Here is a 23,648-nt window from a genome sequence, read left to right as displayed (position 1 = left end):
TTAACGCACGTCCATGCCGCCGACCAGAACGCAGCGGCGCCGCCGGGCAAAGGACTTGGCAGACGTCAGGCCCTCTCCGGTAGGACCGGCGATGGTAAAGGTGGTGTAGCCCTCGCCGCCCACACCGATACCGGCGTAGGAGGGGCCGTTCTTCACAAAAATGGTAGTCTGGATCAGCTTGGCCATCTTGGTCAGCTTCTCCACATTGCGGGAGTGCATCATCGCAGTATGGCGGTTGCCGTGCTCCACCCGTACCGCCATCTCAATGGCCTGGTCCACATCAGGCACACGCACCACCGGCAGAATGGGCATCATCAGCTCCACCTGCACGAAGGGGTGGTCCTCGGTGGCCTCCATCAGGATGACCTTGACATCGTCTCCCACGCTGATGCCTACCTGCTCCAGAATGTACTTGGCGCTCTTGCCTACGAAATCGGTGACGGGGCTCTTCCCCTCCTTGGTCACCAGGCTCACCAGCTTGTTGATGATAGCCGGGTCCTTCACCTCATAAGCGCCGTGCTTCTTCATGTTGAAGATCAGGTAATCAGCCACGGAATCCACCGCGATGACTTCCTTCTCTGCGATACAGGGCAGATTGTTGTCAAAGGAGCAGCCGTCCACGATGTCCTTGGCCGCCTTCTCCACATCAGCCGTCTCATCCACCACCACGGGGGGATTGCCCGCACCGGCGCCAATGGCCTTCTTGCCGCTGGACAGCACGGTTTTGACGATGCCGGGGCCGCCGGTGGCTACCAGCATACGGATCTTGGGGTGGTTCATCATGGCGTTGGTGTTGGCAATGGAGGGCTCGGACACGGTTACCACCAAATTGTCGGGGGCGCCGGCCACGGCCAATGCCTTGTTGATGAGCCGGACCAGATGGAGGGAAACCTCCTTGGCCCGGGGATGGGGGCTGAACACCACGGCGTTGCCGGCAGCCAGCATACCGATGGAGTTACAGATAATGGTTTCCGTGGGGTTGGTGGTGGGGGTGATGGCGCCGATCACGCCAAAGGGGGAGTATTCCACCAGCGTCAGGCCGTCGTCGCCGGTCATGGCGTCCGTGGTCAAATCCTCAATACCGGGGGTCTTGACCGCCGCCAGGCGGTTCTTGATGAGCTTATACTCATAGCCGCCCATCCCGGTCTCTTCCACCGCTTTACGGGAGATGTACTCCAGATTCTCCTGGTCCAGCACCACGTCCCGGATGGCCTGCACATACTTGGCCCGGTCATGCATGGAGCGGTTCAGATACTCCTGCTGAGCGGTCACAGCGGCGCTTACGGCCTCATCCATGGTCTTAAACACGCCCCACTCGCCGCCGGGGCAGCAGTCCTGGGGCTGTTGACTATCCAACTGGGAGAGCACCTTTTTTACGATGGACTCCACTACAGTTTCGTCAATGTTCATTGCTTTTTCCTCCTTACAGGGACATTGCCCAACGGGCGATCTCCATGTCCTGCTCCACGGTACCGCCGGATACGCCGATACCGCCTACCACTTCCCCATTCACCAGATAGGGGAAGCCGCCGCCGAACAAAACAATTTTACCGGGAATGGCGGTTTCAATGCCGTACAGCGGCCCATTCTGCCCGGCCGCCTGGCCAAGCTCATGGGTCGCCATTTTCAATGCGCTGGCGGTATAGGCCTTTCCTGCGGCGATCTCAATGCTGGCCAAGAGGGCGCCTTCCATCCGCTGGAGGAGCACCAGATTGCCGCCCTGATCCACAGCCGCGAATACCACGGGCACACCCAGTTGTTTTGCCTTCTCCTCGGCCCGCCGGGCCATCCGGTGTAAATTTTCCAGACAAAACGCGGGCATCTGGTCGGTCTGCTCCTGGGCCAGCTTCTCCCGTACCACGGCTGTGACCTTCTCCCGCAGACGGTCTTCCTCTACCAGATCCTCCTGCAAGCGTGCCAGCGCGTAAATGGCGTCGGACAGTCGGTTCACATAGCGGGATACCACCTGCCGCACCGGAGCCTGCTGGGACAGGGTGACAATATGCCGCTCTGCCCGGCGCACAATGGTGCGGGCCACATGGAGGGCCGCCGAGCAGGGGTCCACGCCAGGAATGACAAAGTGGGTCTGCTTCCCTGTGGTCTGGGTGCAGGTATCCACCACACCCTCCAGGAAAGCCACATCCTCCTCGGAAATGGTCCCCTTCAGCTTTTCCAGGCCCTTCTCATCGCTGGCCAACTCGGCCCCCAATGAAAAGAGCCTGCCCTGAATGGTGTGCAAGGTGGTACGGATATACGCCCGGTCGGTCTGCGCGTAGGCCAGACCCAGCATGGAATTGGCCTCGTCAATGGTGCCATAGCATTCCACCCGGGGGCTGTCCTTGCTGACCCGGGCGCCGCCTACCAGACTGGTCTGTCCCTTATCGCCGGTCTTGGTATATAAGTTCGCCATCAGCCCACCTCAACTGTATCAACAATACCTACAATAGAGGTATCCACCGGCGCGTCGCCCCTTCCAAAGACATAGCGTGCGGAGCTGCCTTTGCAGACGATCACGATCTCGCCGACGCCGGCGCCTACAGAATCCACAGCGATCTCACTGGTGCCGTCCCGCTCCAGACGCTCGGTCAGCTTTTCCACAACCAGGAGCTTCATGCCCACCAGATGCTCGTTCTTACTGGTGGAAACTACGGTCCCGATCACTCTACCTAAATACATAGTGTCACCTGCTTTGCGTCTCTTTTCGGATGGTAATGCCCCGACGGCGGGCCTCATCGGCCGCCAGCTGGGTAATCAGCGCGTGGGACTCCACCCAAACCGTACAGTTGGAGGGACAGGTGGCCAGCTGCCGTCCACTGATGACATGGCCACTGAGCCGCAGCTCTTCCACAGGACGGGCGGCCTTGGCGGCTGACGCCGCCCCTGGCAGAAAGCGCTTCTGCAAGCTCCGCTTGACAGCCTCATCCAGCCGCTCGGCGGAGGTCAGACGCGCTCCGTAGGAACGCAGGGTCTCCAGATTACCCCGCAGAGTCTGTTTCAAAGGCTCTGCCATGTGGAATCCCCGCCGTTCCCGCTCGCTGTGATCCGGGCAGCATCCGTCGGTGGCCAGGATCACATCTTTTCCCCGCATCAGGCCGTCCAGAATAACAGCAGCCGCCGGGGTGTCCGCCATACAGGCCGCCACATGGGCGGCGGTGCGGACGGTAGCCGCCGGCACAATGATGGTATCATACCGGGCGGTAAGCGCCTCGGGCGTTTCGCCCGGCGTATGGATCCAAAGCTCTTCCGGCTCCAGCACCCGCTGGATCTCTTTGACATCCAGCAGGTTGGCGGCGCTTTGGGAGAGCAGGACCCGAAAGGTGAAGCCATCAGCTCGCAGGCGGCCCATGGCCTCCAGCGCTTCCTTGGCGCTGATGTTGGAGCCTGTATAGACCACCAGAGCTTGCTTCATCCGCGCCAGGAGCTTTTCCACGACCCGCTGGGCCAGTTCCTCCACCAGGAGGGCCTCCCGCGCCAGGCTGTTCAGCTGCTCAGTTGTCAACGGTCCTCACCTACTTTTTATTGTGTACAGTTCACGGCAATGCCCAGGGGCGTCACCAGCAGGGGAGCCGCCGGCTTGATGACCGGAATGCCCAGACACTTCTCAAAGGTCTGCTCAAACTGGGTAAAGCAGCAAGCGCCGCCCACCACATAGATCTCTTCCACCGGATAGTCCTTCAGATAGCGCCCCACAATGGAAGCCATCTTCTCCACCACCGGCTTGACCACCGGATAGACCCGGCTTTCCTGGGCCGGGTCCCGCTTGGCCAGCTCGGCCTCCTGGGTGCTCCAGCCGTGAAATCCGGCCAGTACCAGCGTCATGTGGGTGCCGCCGGTGGGCTCGTCTCCGGTAAAGATCACCTTGCCGTCCTTGAGAATACTGATGCCTGTGGTGCCGCCGCCCACGTCCACCACCGCGCCGTCCGTAATGCCCAGCACCGTGGCCGCCGCCGTGGGTTCGTCGATGACGTTGGTCAGGCGGAAACCCGCCCCCTCCACCACATTTCCGATCACCCGCACATTGCCTTCAATGATTCCAGGCGGAATGGCACAGGCTCCGACCTCCAGGGTAGTGCCCAACCGGGCCTCCAGCTCATCCTTCAGCTTGGTCACCGCGTTAAGGGCGCCAATATAGTCCACCACAATACCGTCCCGCACCACAGTAGAGGGATAGGTAGCTCCGGCCACCGGCCGGTTCTGCTCATCCACCACCGCCAGTACGATATTGGCGGTACCCAAGTCTACCCCTGTCCGCAGAGTCCCCTCCCAGGGATTACAGCGTCCCGTCTCAATCAGCTGCTCAAATTCCAGAAGGGTCTCATTGCATTTTGTCAGATCCTGCCCCATTGCCCATCCTCCGTTGCTCTAGTCTTCCAAAAAAAAGGCCCGGTCGCCGGTTTTGACTCCCAACGCATTGGCCTCCTCTACATCGATGTGCATTTCCAGCGCGTATTTCTCAGATACCCGGACCAGCACGTTGCACAGCAGCGCGCCCCGCAGGCCTTCAATCTTGGTCTGCACGTACTGCCCGTCCCGGTATCCAAGGCGCTCGGCAATTTCCGGCGTCATATGAATGTGACGCAGCGCGGCAATGACGCCACGCTCTTTTTTCACGCTTCCCTTGGGCCCGATGATCTCGATGCCCGGTGTTCCCTCTATCTGGCCCGACTCACGCACGGGAGGCTTTACGCCCAGCACAAAGCCGTCGGCCACAGAGATTTCGATCTGGGTCTCATTGCGCAGAGGCCCCAGCACACGTACCCGGTTCAGTTCGCCCTTGGGACCACGGATGGTGACGGTCTCCTCTGCGGCGTACTGTCCCGGCTGGCCCAGCATTTTCTTGACGGTCAGCTCGCTGCCCGGGCCAAAGAGCGCGTCCATATCCGCCCGGTCCAGATGGATATGCCGGTTGGACACCCCAATTGGGGTGGAGCGCTCCAGGCGCTGATGCTCCTGGAGCGCCTCCACCACCAGGCGGGTAACCTCGCGGACAAATTCACTGGAATAGATTCCTTTTTTGTCCATACCCCACCTCGTTTACAGGTGTTACAGCATCTTGGGCAGGATCTTCTCCACATCGGTGTGGGGACGGGGAATGACGTGCTGAGACACAATCTCGCCAACCTTCTCGGCGGCACAAGCGCCAGCATCCACAGCCGCCTTGACTGCGCCCACGTCGCCCCGGACCATCACGGTCACCAGGCCGGACCCGATCTTCTCATAGCCGATCAGGGTCACGTTTGCGGATTTAGTCATAGCATCGGCGGCCTCAATGGCTCCTACCAGACCTTTGGTCTCGATCATACCGAGCGCTTCACCCATAGTGATAACCTCCTAAAAAACTACATGCTTTTACTTTTCTTGAGATGATTTATTTCTCCCTTTGCGCCCCCGCCTGGAGGTGGGAGCCGCTTTGGCTGCCTCTGCCGCGGGCGGTGCAGCTGCCGGCTGCGCTTCCTCCTGGACCGCCGGCTGTTCCACCGGCGGTACCTCCGGCACCGGCTCAGTTGCAGCTTCCTCGGCCGGAAGCGTCTCTTCCGGGGATTCAGGCTCCTCCGGCTCTTCCGGCAGTTGGTCGGCCGGTTCGGGAGCGGGCTGTGGTTCTTCCGCCGGCTCCTCCACCGGTTCCGGACTCGGCTGAGGCTCCTCCGGTTGTTCTTCGGTCAGCTCCGTATGGGGCTGGGGCTCCTCCGGCGGCTGAGGCTGCTGGGGAGCGGGGGGATCAGAGGGCGGCTCCGGCCCCTTTGGGGGCTGGGGCTGCTGGTCGCCCACCGTATCCGCGGTGTGGATCAAGTGCTCCAGGCTGCTGGATGGACGGGCGATCACATGGGTACTCACCACCCGGTTAACCTTGCCGGCGGCGACTCTGGCGGCATCAACGGCGGCTTTCACCGCGCCTACGTCGCCCTGCACCTTGATGACCGTCCAGCCGCCTCCCTTCGTAAGCTCGTAGCCTACCAGTTCCACGTTGGCCGATTTCACCGCGGCGTCCGCTGCCACCACACCGGCGGCCAGACCCTGGGTTTCGATGAGTCCCAAACTTTTCTGCTGCATATCTTCACCTCCTGTCCAGAGCCTTCAACGGCAGCTTCTTGACCAGACGCGCCGCGTTGGCTCCCAATGCCCGGGCCTGTACCGGTCCGGATTGGGCAGAGATGCGGAATAAAGGCTGATCCTCTTCCAACTTGTTATAATGGAGAATAAGCCACTGGCTGTCGGCGCCGATGCCCACCTCCAGATTGGAGCTTTTGGCCGCTTCCCAGGCCAGCGCTAAGGCTGTCCCGGATTCGTGCTGCTCCAGCTTCCAGGGGATCCCCTCCTCCTCCATTCCCAATTCCACCTCCCGCAAGACTCTGCGGTCTGCGTTGGGCGCGAAGAAAAAGTGGATCAAGGGCTTTTTGATCTCATGGGCCATGGGCATATCAGGCTCCCCCTTCCGTCAGGGAGAGGACCAAGCCGGTGGCAACCGCGTTGCGGGGCCCTTCTGTTCCCCGGATATTGCCCCGACCAGCCACCACTTTGTACTGGGACAGAGCGTCCGTCACCATCTGCGGCACCTCAAAGTCCAGGGCGGAGCCGCCCACCAGAACCACAAACTGGATCTCACGGACATTGCCGGTCGGACTCACCCGGGTAAGGGCACGGATGGCGTTGGTGACAAACACCTTCTGCTTGGCCTGCTGGCGGATCAGCTTGATGCGCTCCATGGACATATCCCCTTCCAGAGGGATAAATTTTCCCTCCTTCAGAATGACTACCTTTGCGAAGAGGTGGGGGTCCAGGGGCTTTTGGAAAAATTCCACGGTGCCATTTTCATGGCGGATGTGGAACAGGCTTTCCACCTTGGCCAAGGGATATTTTTTGATGTCCTCCGCAGTATCAAAGTCGGACAGACCCATTTCGGATTGGATCAGCAGCGTGACCATGTTACCGGCGCCCGCCAAGTGGATGGAGTGGATATCTCCCTCGGGATTGATGATGGATGCGTCGGTGGAACCGGCTCCCATATCCAAAATGGCCAGCGGCTTGTTGGTGCCCGGCGTGGTCAGGGCTCCCCGGATGGCCATGTCGGCCTCCACGCCGCCAACCCGTACCGGCACGTTGATCTGTTGGGAAAATTCTTTGGCGATGGCTTCCATCTGAAGCCGGTCGGCCTTTACCATGGCGGCGATGCCCACCGCGTTCTCCTGGGAAAACTCATTGGCCAGGCCGCCCTGCACCTTCTGCGGTGTAAAGGTATCCACCGCCAGCAGGTCCTGAATCTTGATGTCTCTGGGATGCTGGTTGGTCAGATTGGCCATGACCTGGCGCACCTTTTCCAGCATACCGCCGGCGTTGGTGCCGGGCTCGCCCCGCACATCTTCCAGGGCGGGGATGGACTCCACCGCCTTCATGATGCGCTCCGCGCCCGCGTCCACATCCACCTTGACGCTGCGGTTGGTCCCCATCAGCTCCATGGAACCGGCGGGGATCTTCCGCTCCTTCACGTCTCCGGCGGGCGTCTTGATGACCACCGCGGAGCGGTTGCCGATCAGGGCCCGGGCAATGGGCACCACCTGCCGGGTCTCATCCGAGGACAAGCCGAACAGGGTTGCGATGCCATAGGGATTGGAGAGCACCTCCACCACGCCGCCAGCCGTGGCAACTTCCACCGCGGAACGCATCCCCAGAGGCACCTTATCCACCAGGGCCACCTCATCCACGATGGGGATCTTTCGATCCAGCCGGTTGTGGATCAGCACGCCGTCATCCCGCTGCACGATGGCAGCGGTGACCTGGCGGCTGCCGGTGCTGCCCCGGTTGATCAGTCGGGCCGCCTCCTCAAAATCCACGGACTTGGGAACGACCGCAATATAGTCCTTTCCCCCAGGGGCCTGCTCCAGGTCGGTGACCAGGATGGTCTCTCCCACACCCACGCCCATACCGCCAGGTGTAGCGGGATTGTGGCCGATCATGGTGGACTCGGTGATGATGGTCTCGGTAATGGTCTCCATTGCCACATCGCCGATGACGGGGGCGGCCTCGTTGAGCCGCACCTCCGACAAATCCTGAATGGTATAGCCGGCCTTCTCCAAAGCGTTGTTCAGGGAGTGGAAAATACCATTGATGTTCTGGCGGGTGCCCTTGATGCCCGTGGTGGGCACCGTACCGCTGGCCAGGAACACAGCGCGGCCATTCTCCAGACGGGCCAGCGCCGTTTCCGTGGTCGCGTTTCCAATGTCGATGCCTGCGACAAGTTTCATGGGGCGCCTCCTGACTCTGGTAAGTAGATTAGAATTTCTTCAGTCTGCCGCGCTTCTCATAGACTTCAGCGGCCTCACGCACCAGAGTAGCGGCGGTCTTGGCGCCGTACTTGCCGTCCAGCTCATTGGCGATCTCCAGCAGCTCCTCCTTGGTGGAGCGGTAGGGACGCAGAGCGTTGTAGATTTCCAGCAGGCGCTCGTCGGGCACGGCGATCAGCTCAGCGGCACGGCGCAGGTTGCCGGCAAAGGCCTCGCGGTGAACGGACTCAGCCACCTGAGCCTGCATCTCCAGGGTCTCGGGGGCGATACGCATATCATCGGCGGTCAGCTCGCCATTGATTACCTTCTCATAGCTCAGAGAGGTAAAATCCTTGCCGGTAGGAGTCTTGATCTTATCGGCCATGCTCTCAGCCAGAGGATAGTTGGCGGCGGTCACCTTATCGCCGCAGCAAGCGGCGGGGGCGGCGGGAGCGGAGGTGCCGGTCTTCATGGCAGCCATGACCTGCTCCACGATCTGCTTCATCAAAAGTTCCTGATCCATAAACTTGCTGCCTCCTTACTGGAACGAGACCGAAACGGCCTGCGGCTTCTTGTTGTTGTCCACCAGCTCGGTCTCCTTGATGTGGAGCAGAGCGGACAGAGCCTGATAGGTGGGACGGGCCATCTGATCGTTCTTGGTGGGAACGGGAGTGGGGGCCTCGCCCTTAGCGTACTTGGCGGCGTTCTTGCCGATCTTACGATAGGTATCCAGGTCGATCAGGGGCGCCTGAGAGAACAGCTCCAGGTTGGACAGGGGAGGCAGGTCCTTCTGATGGATGACCGTGGTGCCCTTGGACTGGATGCCGATGCCGATGCCGGAGCCGGAATACTCGGCGGCGTCATGGGCAATGAAGGAAACGTCGGAAGTGCGGTACACCTTGATGACCCGCCACTTCAGGCCTTCCTCCTCGATGCCGGCGATGATCTCGCGGAGCACCTTGTCATGAGGCAGGTCCACGATGGTCTTGGTCTGCTTGGTACCAAAGGCGGGAGCCAGGCCGATGACCACTTCGTCGGCGGCGGACCCCTTGCGGGCCTCGCCATCCTCCGTCACGGTCAGCTTGCCGGCGGCGGGAATGGTGGACGCAGCGGGGGCCGCGGCGGGAGTGCTCTGACCGGCGCCCATCTCTTTGAGAACTTCTTCAATCACACTGCGCAGAGTGTTTTCATCAAACGTCATGTTGCTTCACCCCTCTTAGATGTCTTCCGGACGGATGGCGTTGGGAATGTTCTTCAGCTCATTCCAGCGCTCCTCACTGATCTGATAGCCGGTCATGGGCCCGTGATACTCGTTGGGCACGTTGACGGCGGAGAGGACGTGGAAGTCCTTGTCGAAGATGGAGGCGGTGTGCAGGTAGTCGCCGGCCACCTTCTGGCGGAGCATGTTGTAGACATTGTGGGCCACATCGGGGAAACCGGCGCGGTCCAGCGCCTTCACGAAGTCAACGCCGGTCACCTTGCGGGCCATCATGTCCTCAATGGCCTTCAGGTCCTCGTTGACGTTACGCTGCGGCATATCGTTGGAGCCGTTGGCGTAAGTGGCGGCCTCAACCTCAGCGTCGGTGATCTCGGGCAGACCCAGCTCACGGAACATGCCCTGCAGAGCGCGGGCGGCCTTGTTGCGGGCCTTGAGCACGTCCTCTTCGCGGACGGGCTGCAGGCCGCCGTCGATCTTCATATCGCGCTGGATGATGGTCCAGTCGTCGTAGTCCTCGGCGTCCCAGTTGGAGCCGGCGAACATGTTGTCGTAGTTGGGGGTAGCGGAGTAGCCGGAGCAGATGTAGTCGGTGCCGGAGAAGAGCTGAGGCACCGTACGGGCCACCCGGCGCAGGTCGGAGTGGGTGAAGGTCTGGTCGTTGGAAGTGGTGGACTCCAGATCCAGCAGCATGGCGATCAGGTTCTCAGCGGCCACGGCACGGATACCGCCAGGCACGCCGGCGGGTACGCCGATGCAGGAGACGGAGCCGTTCTGGGTGCCCTGCACGCCGGCGCCCTTGGTGACGGCCAGGCAGCGGGCCTCCAGGTACAGCATGGACTTGCCCTCAGCATAGCCCATCTGGACCTCGGAACCGGTACCGGAGGTAAAGCGCATCTTCAGGCCGCGGGAGGCGTAGCAGCTGGCCAGGAACGCCTTGGAATAGGGGGTGTCGTCGCCGTCCATGAAGACGGGCTCGGTGCCGTAAACGGAAATGGTCTCGGCATAGGTGGTGAAGCCGCGCATACCCAGCATCAGCTCGGTAGCCTCTTCCAGGGCGCACTGGGTCATGATGCCAGGACGGCCGGTCTGGGCGCCCACGAACAGAGCCATGGCATTGAAGGGAGCGTAGCGGGCCACGGCAACGGTGGTCTCCATCTCGGCAAAGCCACGGACGGCAGCCTCGGCCGCATCAGCGGCGATCTGCACCGGGTTGTCACGCACGTTGGTGACATGGCACTGGTTGGCGGGCATCATACGGGCACGCATCTTGGTCATGCCCATCATGATCTCCACGATGGTCAGCTTGCCAACCACCTCGGTCAGCTTGGCGGGGGTGAGGGACAGGGTGATGTCCAGCACTTCCTTACGGGATACGTTGATATCCACGATCATGCGGGCGATTTCCAGAGAATCCATGGCCATGGCCTTCTCGGCGTTCTCCAGACGGATGGCATGGTCGGCGATAAAGGTATCCAGCATATCGAACTCGGCCCGGGTCTTGCCGTCCAGCTCGGTAATCACACCATTTTCGATCTTGATGCTGGGCTTGGGATCGAAGGGGCTGTTCATGGCGATCAGGCCTACTTCGGGCCACTCCTGAACATAGCCGTCCTGGTTGACCGGGCGGGCGGCCAGCACTTCAAAACGCTTTGACTTCATGTAACTGACTCCTTCCCGTAATTAGATGATGTAGGGGGTGGTGGTGCTCTTAAGCTCCTCGTCGGGCGCCAGGGTCTTGAGCAGCTGCAGGCCCACGTCGCGGGCGGCGATCACAGCCTGCTTCACAGCGCCGGAATCGCCGGAGAAGAAGAAGTTGACCTCGTTGGAGAAGCTGGTGCCGCCGTTGCCGGGAGTGGCAATGGTGACAGCGTCCACAGTGGCGGCCTTGGAAGCGGTATCCGCCAGGACCACGCCGATACCGGCAGGAGCACCGACGGTGATGCCGAAGGCCTTGCCCAGAGGAGCGCCCCAGACCTTATTCAGCACATAAGAGGCGCGGGCACTGTACTGGAACTCCAGGTGGCCGGCGCTGTTGCCGTACACGTCGCCCATGGTGCGGGGGATCTCACGCAGGCAGACCTCAACGGCCCGGCGGGCGTCGGAAACATCCTCAGCGCCAAAGATGATGAGGGAGCCGTGGCCGGCGCCGCCCTCGGTATCACGGGGGCACTCCACCAGCAGGCACTCACTGTTGGTAGCCTTAACGGCCTCGTCAGCGGCGAAGATCTGGGGGCCGGCGCCCACGCGGTCGCTGATGATGCCGATGGCACGATACTTAGGATCGATCTTCAGCTGCTCATGCACCTGATGATCCAGGTTAGCGATGACCAGGCCGATGGTGTGGCCCAGAGCGGTGCCCACAAACTCGGTCAGGTTGCAGGCGGGCGCGGCGCAGCACGCTTCGTCGGCCGCAGGAGCGGGAGCGGGGGCGGGAGTGGTCTCAGTCACGCCCATTTTCTTCATGACTTCGTCCATGACCTTGCTGATCAGCTCGTCTTTCATGTGTTTACCCTCCGAACTTTCTTAAAGTTTTATTCTCTGGGAAGATGCGCGGGAACTTACTCCATGTGAGGAAGGATCTTCTCCACGTCGGTGTGGGGTCTGGGGATGACGTGGATGGAAACCACTTCGCCCACCTTCTGGGCTGCGGCGGCGCCGGCGTCGGTAGACGCCTTAACGGCGCCAACGTCGCCCCGCACCATCACAGTGACCAGGCCGGAACCGATCTTCTCATAGCCCACCAGACTGACGTTGGCGGATTTGACCATGGCATCGGCAGCCTCAATGGCGCCTACCAGGCCTCTGGTCTCAACCATTCCGAGCGCTTCCTGCTGCATACATACAACCTCCTTTTGTGGCCCACGGCGTACCTAATGTGGTAAACGCGCGCTATCTGAATGCATTATACCTGACAATCAGCATTATTTTCTTGGCAGACCTGAGTGCTTTTTTGTCGCTTTATTCCAAAGGGATCGTTCCGCGTTTTCTCCTGTTCATGACCCCCGCTCCCCTGAATGTCCGATGCTTCGGGGTTATGCCCGGCTGTCCTTTTTTGTTTTCATGATGCACAAGGGCAAAAAAAGACACCTGGCATTTTCATGAGATGCCAGGTGTCTTTTTTTGTTCTGTTGGTTCAAAAACCGGACAAGCGATGGAGAATGGCCTCCACACACTCTGCTGTAGCCGGTCTCGGATTGCTGCTGGTGGTCACATCCGCCAGAGCAGCGGAAATAATCTCTTGCTCCACTTCCTTCACCTGTTCCGGCGTGGCACCCCATGCTTTCAGTGTGGACGGGATCTTGAGCTCCCGGTTCAGATGCTCTACTTCCCGCAGCAGGTTGGACACACCAAGGCGGACACTGGGCGCGGGCAGATCCAGCGTTTTGGCAATGCGCTGGTACTTTTTTGCCGCCAGGGTGTACTCCCCGTTGCGCACGCCCGTCAGATTGGCGTTGAAGGAAATGATGTGGGGCAGCAGCATGGCGTTGATCCTGCCATGGGCAATATGCAGCTTTCCACCCACCGCATGGGCCATACCATGAGTCAGGCCCAGCCCGGCGGAGTTAAAGGCCAGTCCGGCCATACAGGACGCATTATGCAGCTTTTCCCGCGCCAGCAGGTTGGTGCCGTCCTGATAGGCCAGGGGCAAAAAGCGGAACACCAGAGAAATGGCCTTTTCGCACAAAGCGTCAGAAAAATCATTGGCTCCTTTGGAGACATAAGCTTCCATCGCGTGGGTCAGCACATCCATACCGGCATCAGCGGTTACGGAAGCAGGCGCAGAAACCGTCAGCTGAGGATCCAGAATGGCCACCGGGGGACGGAGGGCCTTGCTGTCCAGAGGATACTTTATCCCTTTGGCCCGGTCGGTAATTACCGCGTATTCCGTCACCTCAGAACCCGTCCCGCTGGTGGTAGGAATGGCGAAGCACTCCCACCGGTCGGTATCAATTTGAAGGGTCTGCTTGGCTACCGCCCGGATGGCCTTCGCAGCGTCAATGGTAGAGCCACCGCCTACAGCGATCATTGCCTCCGCTCCGCAGGCCTGAAGGGCCTGCACACCAGCTGCCACCACCTCAATGGGCGGGTCCGGCACAACACCGTCAAAAACCGCCACCTGACAGCGGGTCAAGTAGCTGGCCACCTTATCCGGCACGCCCATGCTGGCCATAAACCGGTCGGTCACAATCATGACATGCTTATCTTCCAGTTTACGCAGCCGCTCCAGTGCGCCTTCTCCAAAAAAAATCCTGGTGCTGAAACTGAATTCCTTCATTTTCCCTGCCCCTCCTGGCAGCCGTCCTGTTCGCGTACCATTCGGCTGCTTTCGTCTCCGGTTCTTCTGTTGCGTTCGCGGAATTCTGTTGGCGTAATGCCCACCTTCCGCTTGAATGCCTTGCTGAAATAATTTGTCTCGCCATAGGAGAGCTCATAGGAAATGTTGATGACCGGCATATTCGTGTCCAGCAGCATCTGCTTTGCCAGCTCGATCTTGCCGTCGGTCACATAGGCAATATAATTCTGCCCGGTCATCTTTTTAAAGAACTTGCTGAAGTAGCAGGAGCTCATGCTGGCATATTCCGCCGCCTCATCCAGGCTGAGCCCCCGGCGCAGATTGCGGTCGATGTAATTGAGGATCCGCTGTCCGCTCTCCACCTCGTAGAAGTTGCTCTCCTCCATGGCGTCAAACATAATATTCAACATTTTTTCCAGTGTGAGATAGCTCTCGTACTTCCGCCCCTGGCGGTCAAACCGAAGGCGGAATTGCTCCAGACAGCTGGACAGCTTCCACTGCACAGCCTGTCCGAAGGGCGCGCCCAGATCGGCGATTCCAGCGGCGAAGTTCACGACTTCATCCCGCACTGCCTTTACATTATCCTCATCCCGGTAGAGCAAATCAAGGTATTCTCTTGTGGTCTGAATACATTTTTTATACTGGAAGCTGCGCAGATGTTCCACCAGATCGTTCAGATAGCGGGCCTGCCGTCCAGCCTCCGGTTCCCGCGCAGCGGGCTGTCTGCGGTTTTCTCCCATCAGCGCCTTGGCCGCGGCGACGATCCAAGCTGGCCGGCAGGGTTTCAGCAGATAGTCGCGGATGCCAAGCCTCCAGATATTGAGGGAAACATGCTCCTGTTCGCCGGAAGACAACACCAGGATGGGTGTTTCAGGCGCCAGCTGCCGCGCCGCGGCAATCATATTGCACCGGGCCAGGTTAAACTGCGGGATATCCGCTACAAAAAGGTCAAGCTGTTCCGTTTGCAGCGTATGCAAGGCCTGTTCCGTTTCCATCGCATAAAGAACATGAACCTTCTCCAGACCGGAAGACAAAATTTTACCCGTAATCTGCCGCTCCAGCGCATTATCGCTTAATACCAAAATCTGCTTCATCTGGTCTTCCTCCTACCGCACACAGCAGGGAGTCCCACTACCTCAGAACTGTCCTCGTTTCTCCAGTGGCAGTCGAATCCGGATCAGAATTCCTGTCTTTCTATCCTCACGCCTATGTACGCTGACGCCATATCCCGTTCCAAACACACGCTGAATATTGCTGTTGATCGTGTAGAGAGAGTGCCGGCTGCCGCTCTCCGGGGTGTTTAATAAATGGAGCCACTCATCCAGCGGCTTGACCGCTCCATCGCAGCGGATCTGAAGCTGGAAGCTGTCCCCTTCTTCCTCACCGTAAATCTCCAGCTTGAAGGGCGCTTTGCACTCCTCTCCAAAGCTGTCCAAAATATTTTCAGCGATGGGCTGCAACAGCATAAAGGGGCACAAAATGGTCCAGTAGCTGGTGGGGATGGAGAAGGAAAACTCCAGTCTGTCCCCCACCCAGGCCTTTTGGATCCGCAAAAGCGCCTCAAGGTAATTCAGTTCCTCTCCCAAGGTGGATATCTTTTTCTCTTTCCCCAAGGCATATCGGATCACATCCGCAAAATCGTATGCCACCTGTTCCGTCTTTTCCGCCTGCTCCTCATAGGCCAGGCGGGAGATGATATTCATCACATAGAAAAAATAGCTGGATTCCAAACCGCGGAAAATCGTATGATCCTCTCGCTCCCGCAGCATCTGCTCCAGCTCAGAGCGGGCAACCCGCTCCTCCGACAACATTTTTTCCGTTTCCTCCAGCGTGCTCCGCATCCGCCTGCCGGTCTCGTTTTCGGTCATGGTCACAATAATGTCACGCAGGACATGAACGGTGGCTTCTATTTTTTCATAAGAAACGGTATCCATCTTTTCATACAGCTCTTTGATCTGATCGTGCTTTTGCCAGTTGCTCTGCTGGGGGAGAATATATTCCAGCTGTTCCGCTTCTTCCTCGCATACCCTGACCTGGCCGCCCAGGACGGCTCCCATATAGGTTCCGTTCACGATCAGCGGCACGGCAAAATCCACCAGATCGGCGTGGCAGCGATAGATATACGGCTGTCCTGTAATGGCCGCATGCAGGCCGCCGTGGGCATCGCACTGGGCGCACATCTCCGAAAATCCCTGGACCTCCCGTACCTTCATGCAATGCTCGGTAAATCCGCTGTAGCGAGTGATGGGATTCCCCCGGTAATCCACCGTCACAGCCCCGATCCCCATTGCTCTGGAGCAGTTATCCTGAATGGACTGGAGTAAATTAATATCAATCATTTCGGAAATTTTCTTTATTTCACTCATATAAACTCTCCACCGCACCGCACAATATTTTTCAAGTCGGGTATTTCTCCAGGTTCCACAGTGCAATGGTACTCCCAAAAAAACACCTTGCATTTTAAACTGACAATCCAGCAATTTTACTTCTTATTATAGCAAAATAGTGCTGTATTGCAAGGTAATTTTATGCTGGTAAAATATCATTCCGCCGCACTGTTTTCAAGGGCCTTTTTTGGCGTATTACTTCCACTTTTCACATCGCTCACAAATCCATTGTAAGCCCTTCTCTTTCAAAGGGGATATGGGGAGCGCCCCGTCCTGTCCCGCCCCCGCTCCAGGCCTCAAAAGAACGGAGGGCGGCAGGTTGAGTACCCGCCGCCCTTCTTCACTCGTTGTCGCTCTTGCCGTTGGAGAAAATGATAAAAAACCCGCAACCCATTGGTTCTCAATGGATTGCGGGTTTTTTGGTCCGAGTGACTGGATTCGAACCAGCGGCCTCTTGAACCCCATTCAAGCGCGATACCAAACTTCGCCACACCCGGAAGTCGCCGCGGTGTTTCAGACGGCTTAATTATATTACCACACACCTCAGAGGAATGCAAGTGTTTTTTTCGATTTTTTTAGATTTTTTTGAAAATCGTTTTTTACACCCAACTGTCCTCCAATTCGTGCTTCCGCTCCCGGGTCATCAGGTCCACGATCACTCGCCGGGGATCCTTTCCGTGGTAGAGCACCTGATAGGCCGCCTCAGTGATGGGCATCTCCACCCCCACCTTCTGGGCCAGCGTACGGGCGGTAGCGGCGGCATAGTATCCCTCTACCACAGCGCCAATCTCTTTCACCGCCTGCTCGGCCGGGGTACCCTTGCCGATCAGGATGCCGCAGCGGCGGTTGCGGGAATGCATGGAGGTACAAGTGACGATCAGGTCCCCTACACCGGACAGGCCTGCAAAGGTCTCCCGGCGGCCGCCCATAGCCACACCCAGCCGGGCGATCTCAGTCAGGCCCCGGGTCATCAGCGCCGCCTTGGTATTATCTCCGTAGCCCATACCGTCGCTGATACCGGCGCACAGGGCGATGACATTCTTCAGAGCTGCCCCCAGCTCCACACCCACCACATCATCGGTGGCATACACCCGGAAACGCTCATTCATAAACAGATCCTGGACCTGCTCTGCGGCGGAGCGGTCCTTGGAAGCGGACACCACCACGGTAGGCACCCGGCGGCCTACCTCCTCGGCGTGGGAGGGACCAGAAAGTGCCACAATGGGATGGCTCTCTCCCACCTCCTGCTCAATGGCTTCGGTCAGCGTCAGAGATGTGTCCTTCTCAATGCCTTTGGACACCGACACCAGCACCGCTCCCGGCTCCAGCAGCCCGGCAGCTGCCCGGGCAGTAGTACGCACAGCAAAGGAAGGGGTAGCAAGCACTACCGCACCGCACCCTTTGACGCAGGCCAGATCGGCGGTCAGCTTCAACTCCTGGGGCAGCGGGACGCCCTTCAGCAGGGGATTTTCGCCGCTTTCCTTCAGCAGGGCGGACTCCTGCTCCGCATAAGACCACAGGGTCACATCATGTCCATTTTCCAGCAGCACCAGGGCTAGAGCCGTACCCCAGCCGCCGCTGCCCAATACCGCGATTTTCACTTTGACGTACCCCCGTTCAGTTTATGGTGCAGGCTGAATTTGGATTCGGTGCCCTTCAGGATACGCACCAGGTTCCCACGATGTTTCCATACCACCAAGCCGCCAATAAAGATGGCAATGATGAGGATCAGCACATTCTGATAAACGAACCAGCTGGCAAAGGGGAAGGAGGCCCCCGCCCAGATGGAACCCAAGGACACCCACTTGGTGATGACAGCCAGAATCAGAAAGCCGCCCCACACCACCAGGGCAATGCGCCAGTCCATCATAATGGCGATGGTGCCGCCGGACAAAATCCCCTTGCCTCCCTTGAAGCCGAACATACAGGGGAACATGTGGCCCAGCAGGCAGAAAGTGCCCGCACAGTACTTGCCCAGCACCGGCCAGATGGCCTGCCAATCCTGGGGCGCCGTGACCAGACCAAAGAGCCACTGGCCCAGCAGAATAGCGATTACCGCCTTGAGCACATCTGTAAGGATTACAACAAAGGTCAGCGGTCCGCCAAAGGTCCGGTAGAAGTTGGTCAGGCCCGCGTTGCCGCTGCCATGCTTGCGTACATCATTGCGCAGGATATACTTGGAGACGATGACCGCCCCATTGAAGCAGCCAAAGAAATAGGAGATGACCGCTACCGCCGCCACCACCAAAACAATCATTTCGTTGGAACCTGCCGGCATGGCATTACCCCTCCTTATCGCTCTTTTGGCGGATGGTCAGCCGCACCGGCGTACCCTCCAGGCCAAACGTTGAACGGATCTGATTTTCCAGATAGCGCTGATAAGAGAAGTGAAAAAGCTTGGCATCGTTGCAGAAGCAGACAAAATGGGGCGGCTTGATGCCGATTTGGGTCATATAATAGATCTTCAGCCGCCGGCCCTTATCAGTGGGGGGCTGGACCCGGGCGGTGGCGTCGGCCAGCACCGAATTGAGCATACCGGTGGTGATGCGCAGGGAGGCCTGGTCATTGACATAGTTGATAAGGTCAAAGATCCGGTCTACCCGCTGTCCGGTGAGGGCGGAGATAAAGACAATGGGCGCATAGGTCATATAGCTCAGATCCCGGCGCACATCCTGCCGCATCCGGTCCATGGTCTTGTCATCCTTCTCGATGGAGTCCCACTTGTTGACCACGATGATACAGGCCTTGCCCGCCTCATGGGCCAGACCGGCCACCTTGGTATCCTGCTCGGTGACCCCCTCGTTGGCGTCGATCATGATAAGGCACACATCGGCCCGCTCGATGGCCATGGTGGCCCGGAGGACGGAAAACTTTTCGATGGGGTCGTCCACCTTGGACTTTTTCCGCATCCCGGCGGTGTCGATCAGCAGATACTTGCCCTTCTGGTTCTCAAAATAGCTGTCCACCGCATCCCGGGTGGTGCCCGCCATATCGCTGACAATGACCCGCTTCTCCCCTAAAATCTTATTCACCAGAGAGGACTTGCCCACGTTGGGCTTGCCGATGATGGCCACCTTGATGACGTCGTTCTCCTCTTCCTCCTCGTCCTCTGGGGGGAAGTATTTGAAGCACTCGTCCAGCAGATCACCGGTACCGTGGCCGTGAACGGCGGACACCGCGATGGGGTCCCCCAGGCCTAGGTTGTAGAATTCGTAGATATCCGGATTGGTGGTGGACCCTACCTGGTCCATCTTGTTCACTGCCAGCACCACCGGCTTGCCGGAGCGCAGCAGCATATTGGCCACCTCCTGGTCAGAGGCGGTAAGGCCGGTTTTCACGTCGCACAGGAAGATAATCACCGTGGCGTTCTGGATGGCGATCTCCGCCTGCTGGCGCATGAAGGCCAGAATTTCGCTGTCGGTGCCCGGCTCGATACCGCCAGTGTCCACCAGATCAAATTTCCGGTTGAGCCACTCGGCCTCGGCATACAGCCGGTCCCGGGTGACGCCGGGGGTGTCCTCCACGATGGACAGCCGCTGGCCCACCAGTTTATTAAAGAGCATGGATTTGCCCACATTGGGGCGACCCACGATGGCAATCAAGGGTTTCATTGGTTCCCTCCCGTCTTGTTTCAGGGGTTATAGTGATAGTATTCATCCTCCGGCGGCAGGCTGTACTCAGCCCGCTCCACCGGCAGGCCTAAAATAGCGTCGGCCAGATCAAATCCACTGTCTGCCGGCACAATGGTCACCGGCACACCCAAGGTCTGCTCCACCTGCTCTACGGTCACGTCATCCAAAAAGACCCGCTCTCCCGCCCGGAGCATATTGTCAGGAATGAGCAGCCGCTCTCCCAGCTTTTTTCCCTTCAGCTGGTCTATCAGATCCCCGCCGGTAATCAGGCCGGAGACTGTGATGGTCTCTCCAAAGAAGCGGTTCTGGATAGGGCAGACCGTTGCCTCTATATTACCACATTTTTCCCGGGCCATGTCAACAATTTCCCGCAAAAATGGAGCGGCGGAAACGCCGGTGGCAATGGTAAAGGGGGTGGGTGCCTCCTCCGGCGCTCCGTCCCCCAGGGCCATGGCGGCCTGGCTGGTGAGCAGCCGCAGCATACCCACCCCATTTTCCAGCTGGGCCATGTCCTCATAATAGCCCTTCTCCGGTAGCGTCCGGCCCGCCATCAGGTAAAATTCATCAGAACACCAGGCCAGATTGGTCCCGTGCTTCTTCTGAAAGTTGGCGGCAAATTGCTCCACCTGATCCAGCACGGCGGCGGCCCCCTCCGGGCTGTAGGGCTGAATAGGGCACAGCCCCTCCCGGAATTTGGTCACCCCAACCGGCACCACAGCAATGCTGTTCACTGACGGATAGAGGGCGCTCAGCTCCTCCAAAGTTCGGTCCAAAGCGGGTCCGTCGTTGACGCCGGGACAGGAGACAATCTGGCAGTTCATGGTGATCCCCGCCTGGGCAAATCGCTCCATAATGGACAGGCACTCCCCTGCCCGGCGGTTTTTCAGCATACGCTCCCGCAAGGCCGGGTCGGTGGCATGAACAGAAATATTGATGGGACTGATGCGCAGATCCATTACCCGCTGTATTTCCCGCTGGGACAGATTGGTCAACGTAATATAATTCCCCATCAAAAAAGACAGCCGGGCGTCATCGTCCTTGAAATAAAGGGTGGCCCGCATCCCCGGCGGCATCTGGTCCACAAAGCAGAAGATACACTGATTGGCGCAGGAGCGGGCCCTGTCCATCAGGTAGGTCTCAAAGTTGAGGCCCAAATCCTCCCCCTCCTCCTTGCGCACTCGGAGGGTACGGCTCCCGCCGTCCGGCTCCTCCAGGGTCAGCTCCAGCCGGGGATCATAGGCGTAAAATTTATAGTCCAGCACATCCACAATAGGGTGGCCGTTGATGTGGGTGAGCTTCTCCCCCGGCCTGACGCCCGCCTTCCGGGCCGGACTGTGGGGGTCCACCGATGCGATTTTGGTCAGGCTCATGGGCACGCTCCTTTTCAGGGAAAAAATCATGGGGCAGGTACAGCGCAAAATATCCCCCGGGCCGAAGGCCCGTCGGCTCTTTTGCTCCGCTCCGGTCTTACCCGGCTGTTCCGCACGCCTCCGCGCTTCTTACTGTCACGCTGCGGCGGCTGCACAACGCCGGATAAGCCCTGCGACTGCGCAAAATACCCCCCGGGCCGAAGGCCCGTCGGCTCTTTTACTCCGCTCCGGTCTTACCCGGCTGTTCCGCGCGCCTCCGCGCTTCTTACTTATTGTACCCGAATTCCGGGCAAAAAGAAAGAGGGGCTTCTATCCCCTCGTTCTTTTTCGGCTATTTACTTCGCCTCGGCGGTAGTAGCCTCCACCTTGCCGAACTCATGGCCCTTGTAGGTCAAGCAGTTCTTGCACATCCGGTGGGGCAGACGGAACGCACCGCACTTGGGGCAGGTGGTGACGCCGGGAGTCTCCAGCTTCCAAACGGAGCTGCGGCGCTTATTCCGGCGCTGCTTGGACACTTTACTCTTAGGGACTGCCATCTATGACACCTCCTTAGGTTCATGCCCTGGCCGGGCAATACTTACTCATCTTTATCCAACAGCTGCGCAAGTGCAGCCAAACGTGGATCAATCTCTTTCCTGCATCCGCAGGGGCCTTCGTTCAGATTGGCGCCGCAGGTGGCGCACAGACCTTTACAGTCCTCTGAACAGATGTGCTTGGAGTCCATGGACAGCACCAAAGCAGTGGTGAACAGCTCGTCCAGATCCACACAGCCGTCCTCCAGGAGCACGATCTCGTCGTTCTCCTCGTCCTCCAGGGTCTCTGCCAGCAGCGTACTGACAGGCAGATGCAGCTCCTCCTGGAAGGGCTTCAGACAGCGGTCACACACCAATTCCAGAGTGGTGTCCGCGCTTCCCTCCAGCAGCAGAGCGTCCGCCATATTGCGTACCGTTCCGTGGATGGCGACGGGATGGGCAAAGGGCCGCTCCCCGTAAAAATCCAACTCGGTCAGGTCCAGTTGGGACTCAAAGGGCAGAGACGCGCCCGGTACATGAAGTATCTCCTTCAGATTTAAGCGCATGACACCCTCCTCATAATGGTACGCGGAATATTATAGCGAAAATACTTCCGGTTGTCAAATCTTTTTTTCAACTTTTTTCTGCCACTTTTTCCGGGCCAAATGCCCCGCCCCCTTGCACAGAAGCAGCCCGTTCAGTATAATACTATCTGCTGAAAAAATCGCGCTTTGGCGCGTTGGAGGTCATTATGCGGGAATTTACCATTGGAAAAAATGACGCCGGGCAGCGGCTGGACCGGTGGCTGGGCAAGACCCTTCCCCTGCTCCCCGCTCCGCTGGCCCAGAAATACATCCGCCTGAAGCGGGTGAAGGTCAACGGCAAGGGTTCCCAGCGGGACGTGCGGCTCCAGGTGGGGGATTTGTTGCAATTATACATCAACGACGAGTTCTTTGACCAGCCCCGGGAGGACAACGCCTTTCTGGCGGTGTTCAAGCCCAAGCTGGACATTGTGTATGAGGATGAAAACCTGATGCTGCTCAACAAGCGCCCCGGCCTTCTCTGCCACGCCGACGAGCATGAGAAGGTCAACACCCTTATCACCCATATCCAGGCCTATCTCTATCAAAAGAAAGAGTGGAATCCCCGGGACGAGCACTCCTTTACCCCCGCCCTGTGCAACCGCATCGACCGAAACACCGGCGGCATCGTTATGGCCGCCAAGAACGCCGAGACGCTGCGTATCCTGAACCAGAAAATCAAGGACCGGGAGATCGCCAAATTTTATCTGGCCATCATCCACGGCAAAATGACGCCCCCCCAGGGCAAGCTGGAGGGTTTTCTGCTCAAAGATGAGGACAAGGCCCAGGTAAAGGTCTTTCACAGGCCGGTCCCCGGCGGCAAGAGCGCCGCTACCTTATATAAAACGTTAAAGGTCAACCGGGGGCTGTCCCTGGTGGAGTGCGAGCTGCTCACCGGCCGCACCCATCAGATCCGGGCCCAGTTTGCCGCCGCGGGTCATCCTTTGTTGGGAGACGGCAAGTACGGCCGGGAGAAGGACAACAAGCAGTATGGCCGCTCCTTCCAGGCCCTCTACTCCTACAAGCTGGAGTTTACCTTCCCCACCGACGCGGGGATTTTGGAGTATTTAAGAGGTAAGGTGTTCACGGTGGAAAATGTGGACTTTGTGGAGGAGTATTTCGGGAACTCCCAGGGCAACGGCGGGCGGATGTAGGCATCCGCCCGCTCACCGCACGTCGAACAGCTTCTGCACCGGCACGTCCAGAGCGTCGGCAATGTCCAGCAGCGTAGACAGGCTGGGAACAGAATGGGCCGTCTCAATCCGTTGAAAATGCTGTTGGGTGATTCCCACCAGTTCGGCCAACTGTTCCTGGGTCAATCCCTGCTGTTTGCGGTAGTACATGATATTCAGCCCGACCTGGACCATGGTTTTATAATGCTTCACATCTCACTTC

General features: G+C 58.9%; 26 protein-coding genes and 1 tRNA gene. 1 reads left to right on the top strand and 26 read right to left on the bottom strand.

What is annotated here, in order from left to right:
- The 25 genes from Q0J75_RS01105 to Q0J75_RS00985 all read right to left on the bottom strand — a co-directional run bounded on the left by Q0J75_RS01105 (nt 1) and on the right by Q0J75_RS00985 (nt 22,238).
- Entirely contained in the window at nt 1-1,410 is a 1,410-nt protein-coding gene (locus Q0J75_RS01105; RefSeq protein ID WP_297195935.1) for an aldehyde dehydrogenase family protein, read from the bottom strand.
- Between the two features lie 13 nt (nt 1,411-1,423).
- Entirely contained in the window at nt 1,424-2,410 is a 987-nt protein-coding gene (locus tag Q0J75_RS01100) for a cob(I)yrinic acid a,c-diamide adenosyltransferase (RefSeq protein WP_297195934.1), read from the bottom strand.
- Nucleotides 2,410-2,676, bottom strand: coding sequence for a EutN/CcmL family microcompartment protein (locus tag Q0J75_RS01095; RefSeq protein ID WP_297195933.1), 267 nt, complete (start codon nt 2,674-2,676; stop codon nt 2,410-2,412). Before Q0J75_RS01095 ends, Q0J75_RS01100 begins: the two co-directional genes overlap by 1 nt.
- Before the next feature lie 4 nt (nt 2,677-2,680).
- Nucleotides 2,681-3,499: a flavoprotein gene (locus Q0J75_RS01090; RefSeq protein WP_297195932.1), complete on the bottom strand. Its 819-nt coding sequence runs from the start codon at nt 3,497-3,499 to the stop codon at nt 2,681-2,683.
- Nucleotides 3,500-3,516: 17 nt separating this feature from the next.
- Nucleotides 3,517-4,344, bottom strand: a complete 828-nt coding sequence (gene eutJ / locus Q0J75_RS01085; protein ID WP_297195931.1) for an ethanolamine utilization protein EutJ — start codon at nt 4,342-4,344, stop codon at nt 3,517-3,519.
- 18 nt (nt 4,345-4,362) lie between these two features.
- Complete coding sequence (locus Q0J75_RS01080) at nt 4,363-5,022, bottom strand: phosphate propanoyltransferase (RefSeq protein WP_297195930.1); 660 nt, start codon at nt 5,020-5,022, stop codon at nt 4,363-4,365.
- Between the two features lie 21 nt (nt 5,023-5,043).
- A complete protein-coding gene (gene pduA / locus Q0J75_RS01075; RefSeq protein ID WP_297195929.1) occupies nt 5,044-5,319 on the bottom strand; it encodes a propanediol utilization microcompartment protein PduA in 276 nt (91 codons plus the stop codon).
- A gap of 30 nt (nt 5,320-5,349) precedes the next feature.
- Nucleotides 5,350-6,051, bottom strand: coding sequence for a BMC domain-containing protein (locus Q0J75_RS01070; protein ID WP_297195928.1), 702 nt, complete (start codon nt 6,049-6,051; stop codon nt 5,350-5,352).
- 4 nt (nt 6,052-6,055) lie between these two features.
- Nucleotides 6,056-6,418: a glycerol dehydratase reactivase beta/small subunit family protein gene (locus Q0J75_RS01065; RefSeq protein ID WP_297195927.1), complete on the bottom strand. Its 363-nt coding sequence runs from the start codon at nt 6,416-6,418 to the stop codon at nt 6,056-6,058.
- 1 nt (nt 6,419) lies between these two features.
- Nucleotides 6,420-8,240 carry a diol dehydratase reactivase subunit alpha gene (locus Q0J75_RS01060; protein ID WP_297195926.1) on the bottom strand — a complete coding sequence of 607 codons (1,821 nt, stop codon included), beginning with the start codon at nt 8,238-8,240 and terminating at the stop codon, nt 6,420-6,422.
- A gap of 28 nt (nt 8,241-8,268) precedes the next feature.
- On the bottom strand, nt 8,269-8,781 hold the full coding sequence (locus tag Q0J75_RS01055) for a diol dehydratase small subunit (RefSeq protein WP_297195925.1): 513 nt from the start codon (nt 8,779-8,781) through the stop codon (nt 8,269-8,271).
- 15 nt (nt 8,782-8,796) lie between these two features.
- Nucleotides 8,797-9,459, bottom strand: coding sequence for a propanediol/glycerol family dehydratase medium subunit (locus Q0J75_RS01050; RefSeq protein ID WP_297195924.1), 663 nt, complete (start codon nt 9,457-9,459; stop codon nt 8,797-8,799).
- Nucleotides 9,460-9,474: 15 nt separating this feature from the next.
- Nucleotides 9,475-11,136, bottom strand: a complete 1,662-nt coding sequence (locus Q0J75_RS01045) for a propanediol/glycerol family dehydratase large subunit (RefSeq protein WP_297195923.1) — start codon at nt 11,134-11,136, stop codon at nt 9,475-9,477.
- A gap of 21 nt (nt 11,137-11,157) precedes the next feature.
- Nucleotides 11,158-11,979 (bottom strand): propanediol utilization microcompartment protein PduB, encoded by an 822-nt coding sequence (pduB, locus tag Q0J75_RS01040; RefSeq protein WP_297195922.1) that lies wholly within the window; start codon nt 11,977-11,979, stop codon nt 11,158-11,160.
- A 56-nt stretch (nt 11,980-12,035) separates the two neighbouring features.
- Nucleotides 12,036-12,314 (bottom strand): ethanolamine utilization microcompartment protein EutM, encoded by a 279-nt coding sequence (gene eutM, locus Q0J75_RS01035; protein WP_297195921.1) that lies wholly within the window; start codon nt 12,312-12,314, stop codon nt 12,036-12,038.
- 296 nt (nt 12,315-12,610) lie between these two features.
- The gene (locus Q0J75_RS01030; protein ID WP_297195920.1) at nt 12,611-13,753 is read right to left on the bottom strand and encodes a 1-propanol dehydrogenase PduQ; all 1,143 of its coding nucleotides are present in this window, start codon (nt 13,751-13,753) and stop codon (nt 12,611-12,613) included.
- Nucleotides 13,750-14,865, bottom strand: a complete 1,116-nt coding sequence (locus Q0J75_RS01025) for a helix-turn-helix domain-containing protein (protein WP_297195919.1) — start codon at nt 14,863-14,865, stop codon at nt 13,750-13,752. Before Q0J75_RS01025 ends, Q0J75_RS01030 begins: the two co-directional genes overlap by 4 nt.
- A gap of 42 nt (nt 14,866-14,907) precedes the next feature.
- On the bottom strand, nt 14,908-16,110 hold the full coding sequence (locus tag Q0J75_RS01020) for a PocR ligand-binding domain-containing protein (RefSeq protein WP_297195918.1): 1,203 nt from the start codon (nt 16,108-16,110) through the stop codon (nt 14,908-14,910).
- 468 nt (nt 16,111-16,578) lie between these two features.
- Nucleotides 16,579-16,655, bottom strand: a tRNA-Pro gene (locus Q0J75_RS01015).
- 102 nt (nt 16,656-16,757) lie between these two features.
- Nucleotides 16,758-17,759 (bottom strand): NAD(P)H-dependent glycerol-3-phosphate dehydrogenase, encoded by a 1,002-nt coding sequence (locus tag Q0J75_RS01010; RefSeq protein ID WP_297195917.1) that lies wholly within the window; start codon nt 17,757-17,759, stop codon nt 16,758-16,760.
- Complete coding sequence (locus Q0J75_RS01005; protein ID WP_297195916.1) at nt 17,756-18,436, bottom strand: glycerol-3-phosphate acyltransferase; 681 nt, start codon at nt 18,434-18,436, stop codon at nt 17,756-17,758. Before Q0J75_RS01005 ends, Q0J75_RS01010 begins: the two co-directional genes overlap by 4 nt.
- Nucleotides 18,437-18,440: 4 nt before the next feature.
- Nucleotides 18,441-19,769, bottom strand: a complete 1,329-nt coding sequence (der, locus tag Q0J75_RS01000) for a ribosome biogenesis GTPase Der (protein ID WP_297195915.1) — start codon at nt 19,767-19,769, stop codon at nt 18,441-18,443.
- A 20-nt stretch (nt 19,770-19,789) separates the two neighbouring features.
- Nucleotides 19,790-21,160: a DUF512 domain-containing protein gene (locus Q0J75_RS00995; RefSeq protein ID WP_297195914.1), complete on the bottom strand. Its 1,371-nt coding sequence runs from the start codon at nt 21,158-21,160 to the stop codon at nt 19,790-19,792.
- Nucleotides 21,161-21,495: 335 nt separating this feature from the next.
- Nucleotides 21,496-21,696 (bottom strand): 50S ribosomal protein L32, encoded by a 201-nt coding sequence (gene rpmF / locus Q0J75_RS00990; protein ID WP_297195913.1) that lies wholly within the window; start codon nt 21,694-21,696, stop codon nt 21,496-21,498.
- A 41-nt stretch (nt 21,697-21,737) separates the two neighbouring features.
- Nucleotides 21,738-22,238, bottom strand: a complete 501-nt coding sequence (locus tag Q0J75_RS00985; RefSeq protein ID WP_297195912.1) for a YceD family protein — start codon at nt 22,236-22,238, stop codon at nt 21,738-21,740.
- Between the two features lie 185 nt (nt 22,239-22,423).
- Here Q0J75_RS00985 and Q0J75_RS00980 point away from each other — a divergent pair, with 185 nt between their 5' ends.
- Nucleotides 22,424-23,407 (top strand): RluA family pseudouridine synthase, encoded by a 984-nt coding sequence (locus Q0J75_RS00980; protein WP_297195911.1) that lies wholly within the window; start codon nt 22,424-22,426, stop codon nt 23,405-23,407.
- A gap of 12 nt (nt 23,408-23,419) precedes the next feature.
- Here Q0J75_RS00980 and Q0J75_RS00975 read toward each other — a convergent pair whose 3' ends face one another.
- Complete coding sequence (locus tag Q0J75_RS00975) at nt 23,420-23,638, bottom strand: helix-turn-helix domain-containing protein (RefSeq protein WP_297195910.1); 219 nt, start codon at nt 23,636-23,638, stop codon at nt 23,420-23,422.
- Between the last annotated feature and the right edge of the window lie 10 nt (nt 23,639-23,648).

Source organism: uncultured Flavonifractor sp., from assembly GCF_944385615.1.
Classification (GTDB): Bacteria; Bacillota; Clostridia; order Oscillospirales; family Oscillospiraceae; genus Flavonifractor.
This window is presented reverse-complemented; position numbering and strand designations above follow the sequence as displayed.

Coding starts and splice junctions, on each gene's coding strand:
- Q0J75_RS01105 (WP_297195935.1), bottom strand. CDS start 1,410: ATGAACATTGACGAAACTGTAGTGGAGTCCATCGTAAAAAAGGTGCTC.
- Q0J75_RS01100 (WP_297195934.1), bottom strand. CDS start 2,410: ATGGCGAACTTATATACCAAGACCGGCGATAAGGGACAGACCAGTCTG.
- Q0J75_RS01095 (WP_297195933.1), bottom strand. CDS start 2,676: ATGTATTTAGGTAGAGTGATCGGGACCGTAGTTTCCACCAGTAAGAAC.
- eutJ (WP_297195931.1), bottom strand. CDS start 4,344: ATGGGGCAGGATCTGACAAAATGCAATGAGACCCTTCTGGAATTTGAG.
- Q0J75_RS01080 (WP_297195930.1), bottom strand. CDS start 5,022: ATGGACAAAAAAGGAATCTATTCCAGTGAATTTGTCCGCGAGGTTACC.
- pduA (WP_297195929.1), bottom strand. CDS start 5,319: ATGGGTGAAGCGCTCGGTATGATCGAGACCAAAGGTCTGGTAGGAGCC.
- Q0J75_RS01070 (WP_297195928.1), bottom strand. CDS start 6,051: ATGCAGCAGAAAAGTTTGGGACTCATCGAAACCCAGGGTCTGGCCGCC.
- Q0J75_RS01065 (WP_297195927.1), bottom strand. CDS start 6,418: ATGCCCATGGCCCATGAGATCAAAAAGCCCTTGATCCACTTTTTCTTC.
- Q0J75_RS01060 (WP_297195926.1), bottom strand. CDS start 8,240: ATGAAACTTGTCGCAGGCATCGACATTGGAAACGCGACCACGGAAACG.
- Q0J75_RS01055 (WP_297195925.1), bottom strand. CDS start 8,781: ATGGATCAGGAACTTTTGATGAAGCAGATCGTGGAGCAGGTCATGGCT.
- Q0J75_RS01050 (WP_297195924.1), bottom strand. CDS start 9,459: ATGACGTTTGATGAAAACACTCTGCGCAGTGTGATTGAAGAAGTTCTC.
- Q0J75_RS01045 (WP_297195923.1), bottom strand. CDS start 11,136: ATGAAGTCAAAGCGTTTTGAAGTGCTGGCCGCCCGCCCGGTCAACCAG.
- pduB (WP_297195922.1), bottom strand. CDS start 11,979: ATGAAAGACGAGCTGATCAGCAAGGTCATGGACGAAGTCATGAAGAAA.
- eutM (WP_297195921.1), bottom strand. CDS start 12,314: ATGCAGCAGGAAGCGCTCGGAATGGTTGAGACCAGAGGCCTGGTAGGC.
- Q0J75_RS01030 (WP_297195920.1), bottom strand. CDS start 13,753: ATGAAGGAATTCAGTTTCAGCACCAGGATTTTTTTTGGAGAAGGCGCA.
- Q0J75_RS01025 (WP_297195919.1), bottom strand. CDS start 14,865: ATGAAGCAGATTTTGGTATTAAGCGATAATGCGCTGGAGCGGCAGATT.
- Q0J75_RS01020 (WP_297195918.1), bottom strand. CDS start 16,110: ATGATTGATATTAATTTACTCCAGTCCATTCAGGATAACTGCTCCAGA.
- Q0J75_RS01005 (WP_297195916.1), bottom strand. CDS start 18,436: ATGCCGGCAGGTTCCAACGAAATGATTGTTTTGGTGGTGGCGGCGGTA.
- der (WP_297195915.1), bottom strand. CDS start 19,769: ATGAAACCCTTGATTGCCATCGTGGGTCGCCCCAATGTGGGCAAATCC.
- Q0J75_RS00995 (WP_297195914.1), bottom strand. CDS start 21,160: ATGAGCCTGACCAAAATCGCATCGGTGGACCCCCACAGTCCGGCCCGG.
- rpmF (WP_297195913.1), bottom strand. CDS start 21,696: ATGGCAGTCCCTAAGAGTAAAGTGTCCAAGCAGCGCCGGAATAAGCGC.
- Q0J75_RS00985 (WP_297195912.1), bottom strand. CDS start 22,238: ATGCGCTTAAATCTGAAGGAGATACTTCATGTACCGGGCGCGTCTCTG.
- Q0J75_RS00980 (WP_297195911.1), top strand. CDS start 22,424: ATGCGGGAATTTACCATTGGAAAAAATGACGCCGGGCAGCGGCTGGAC.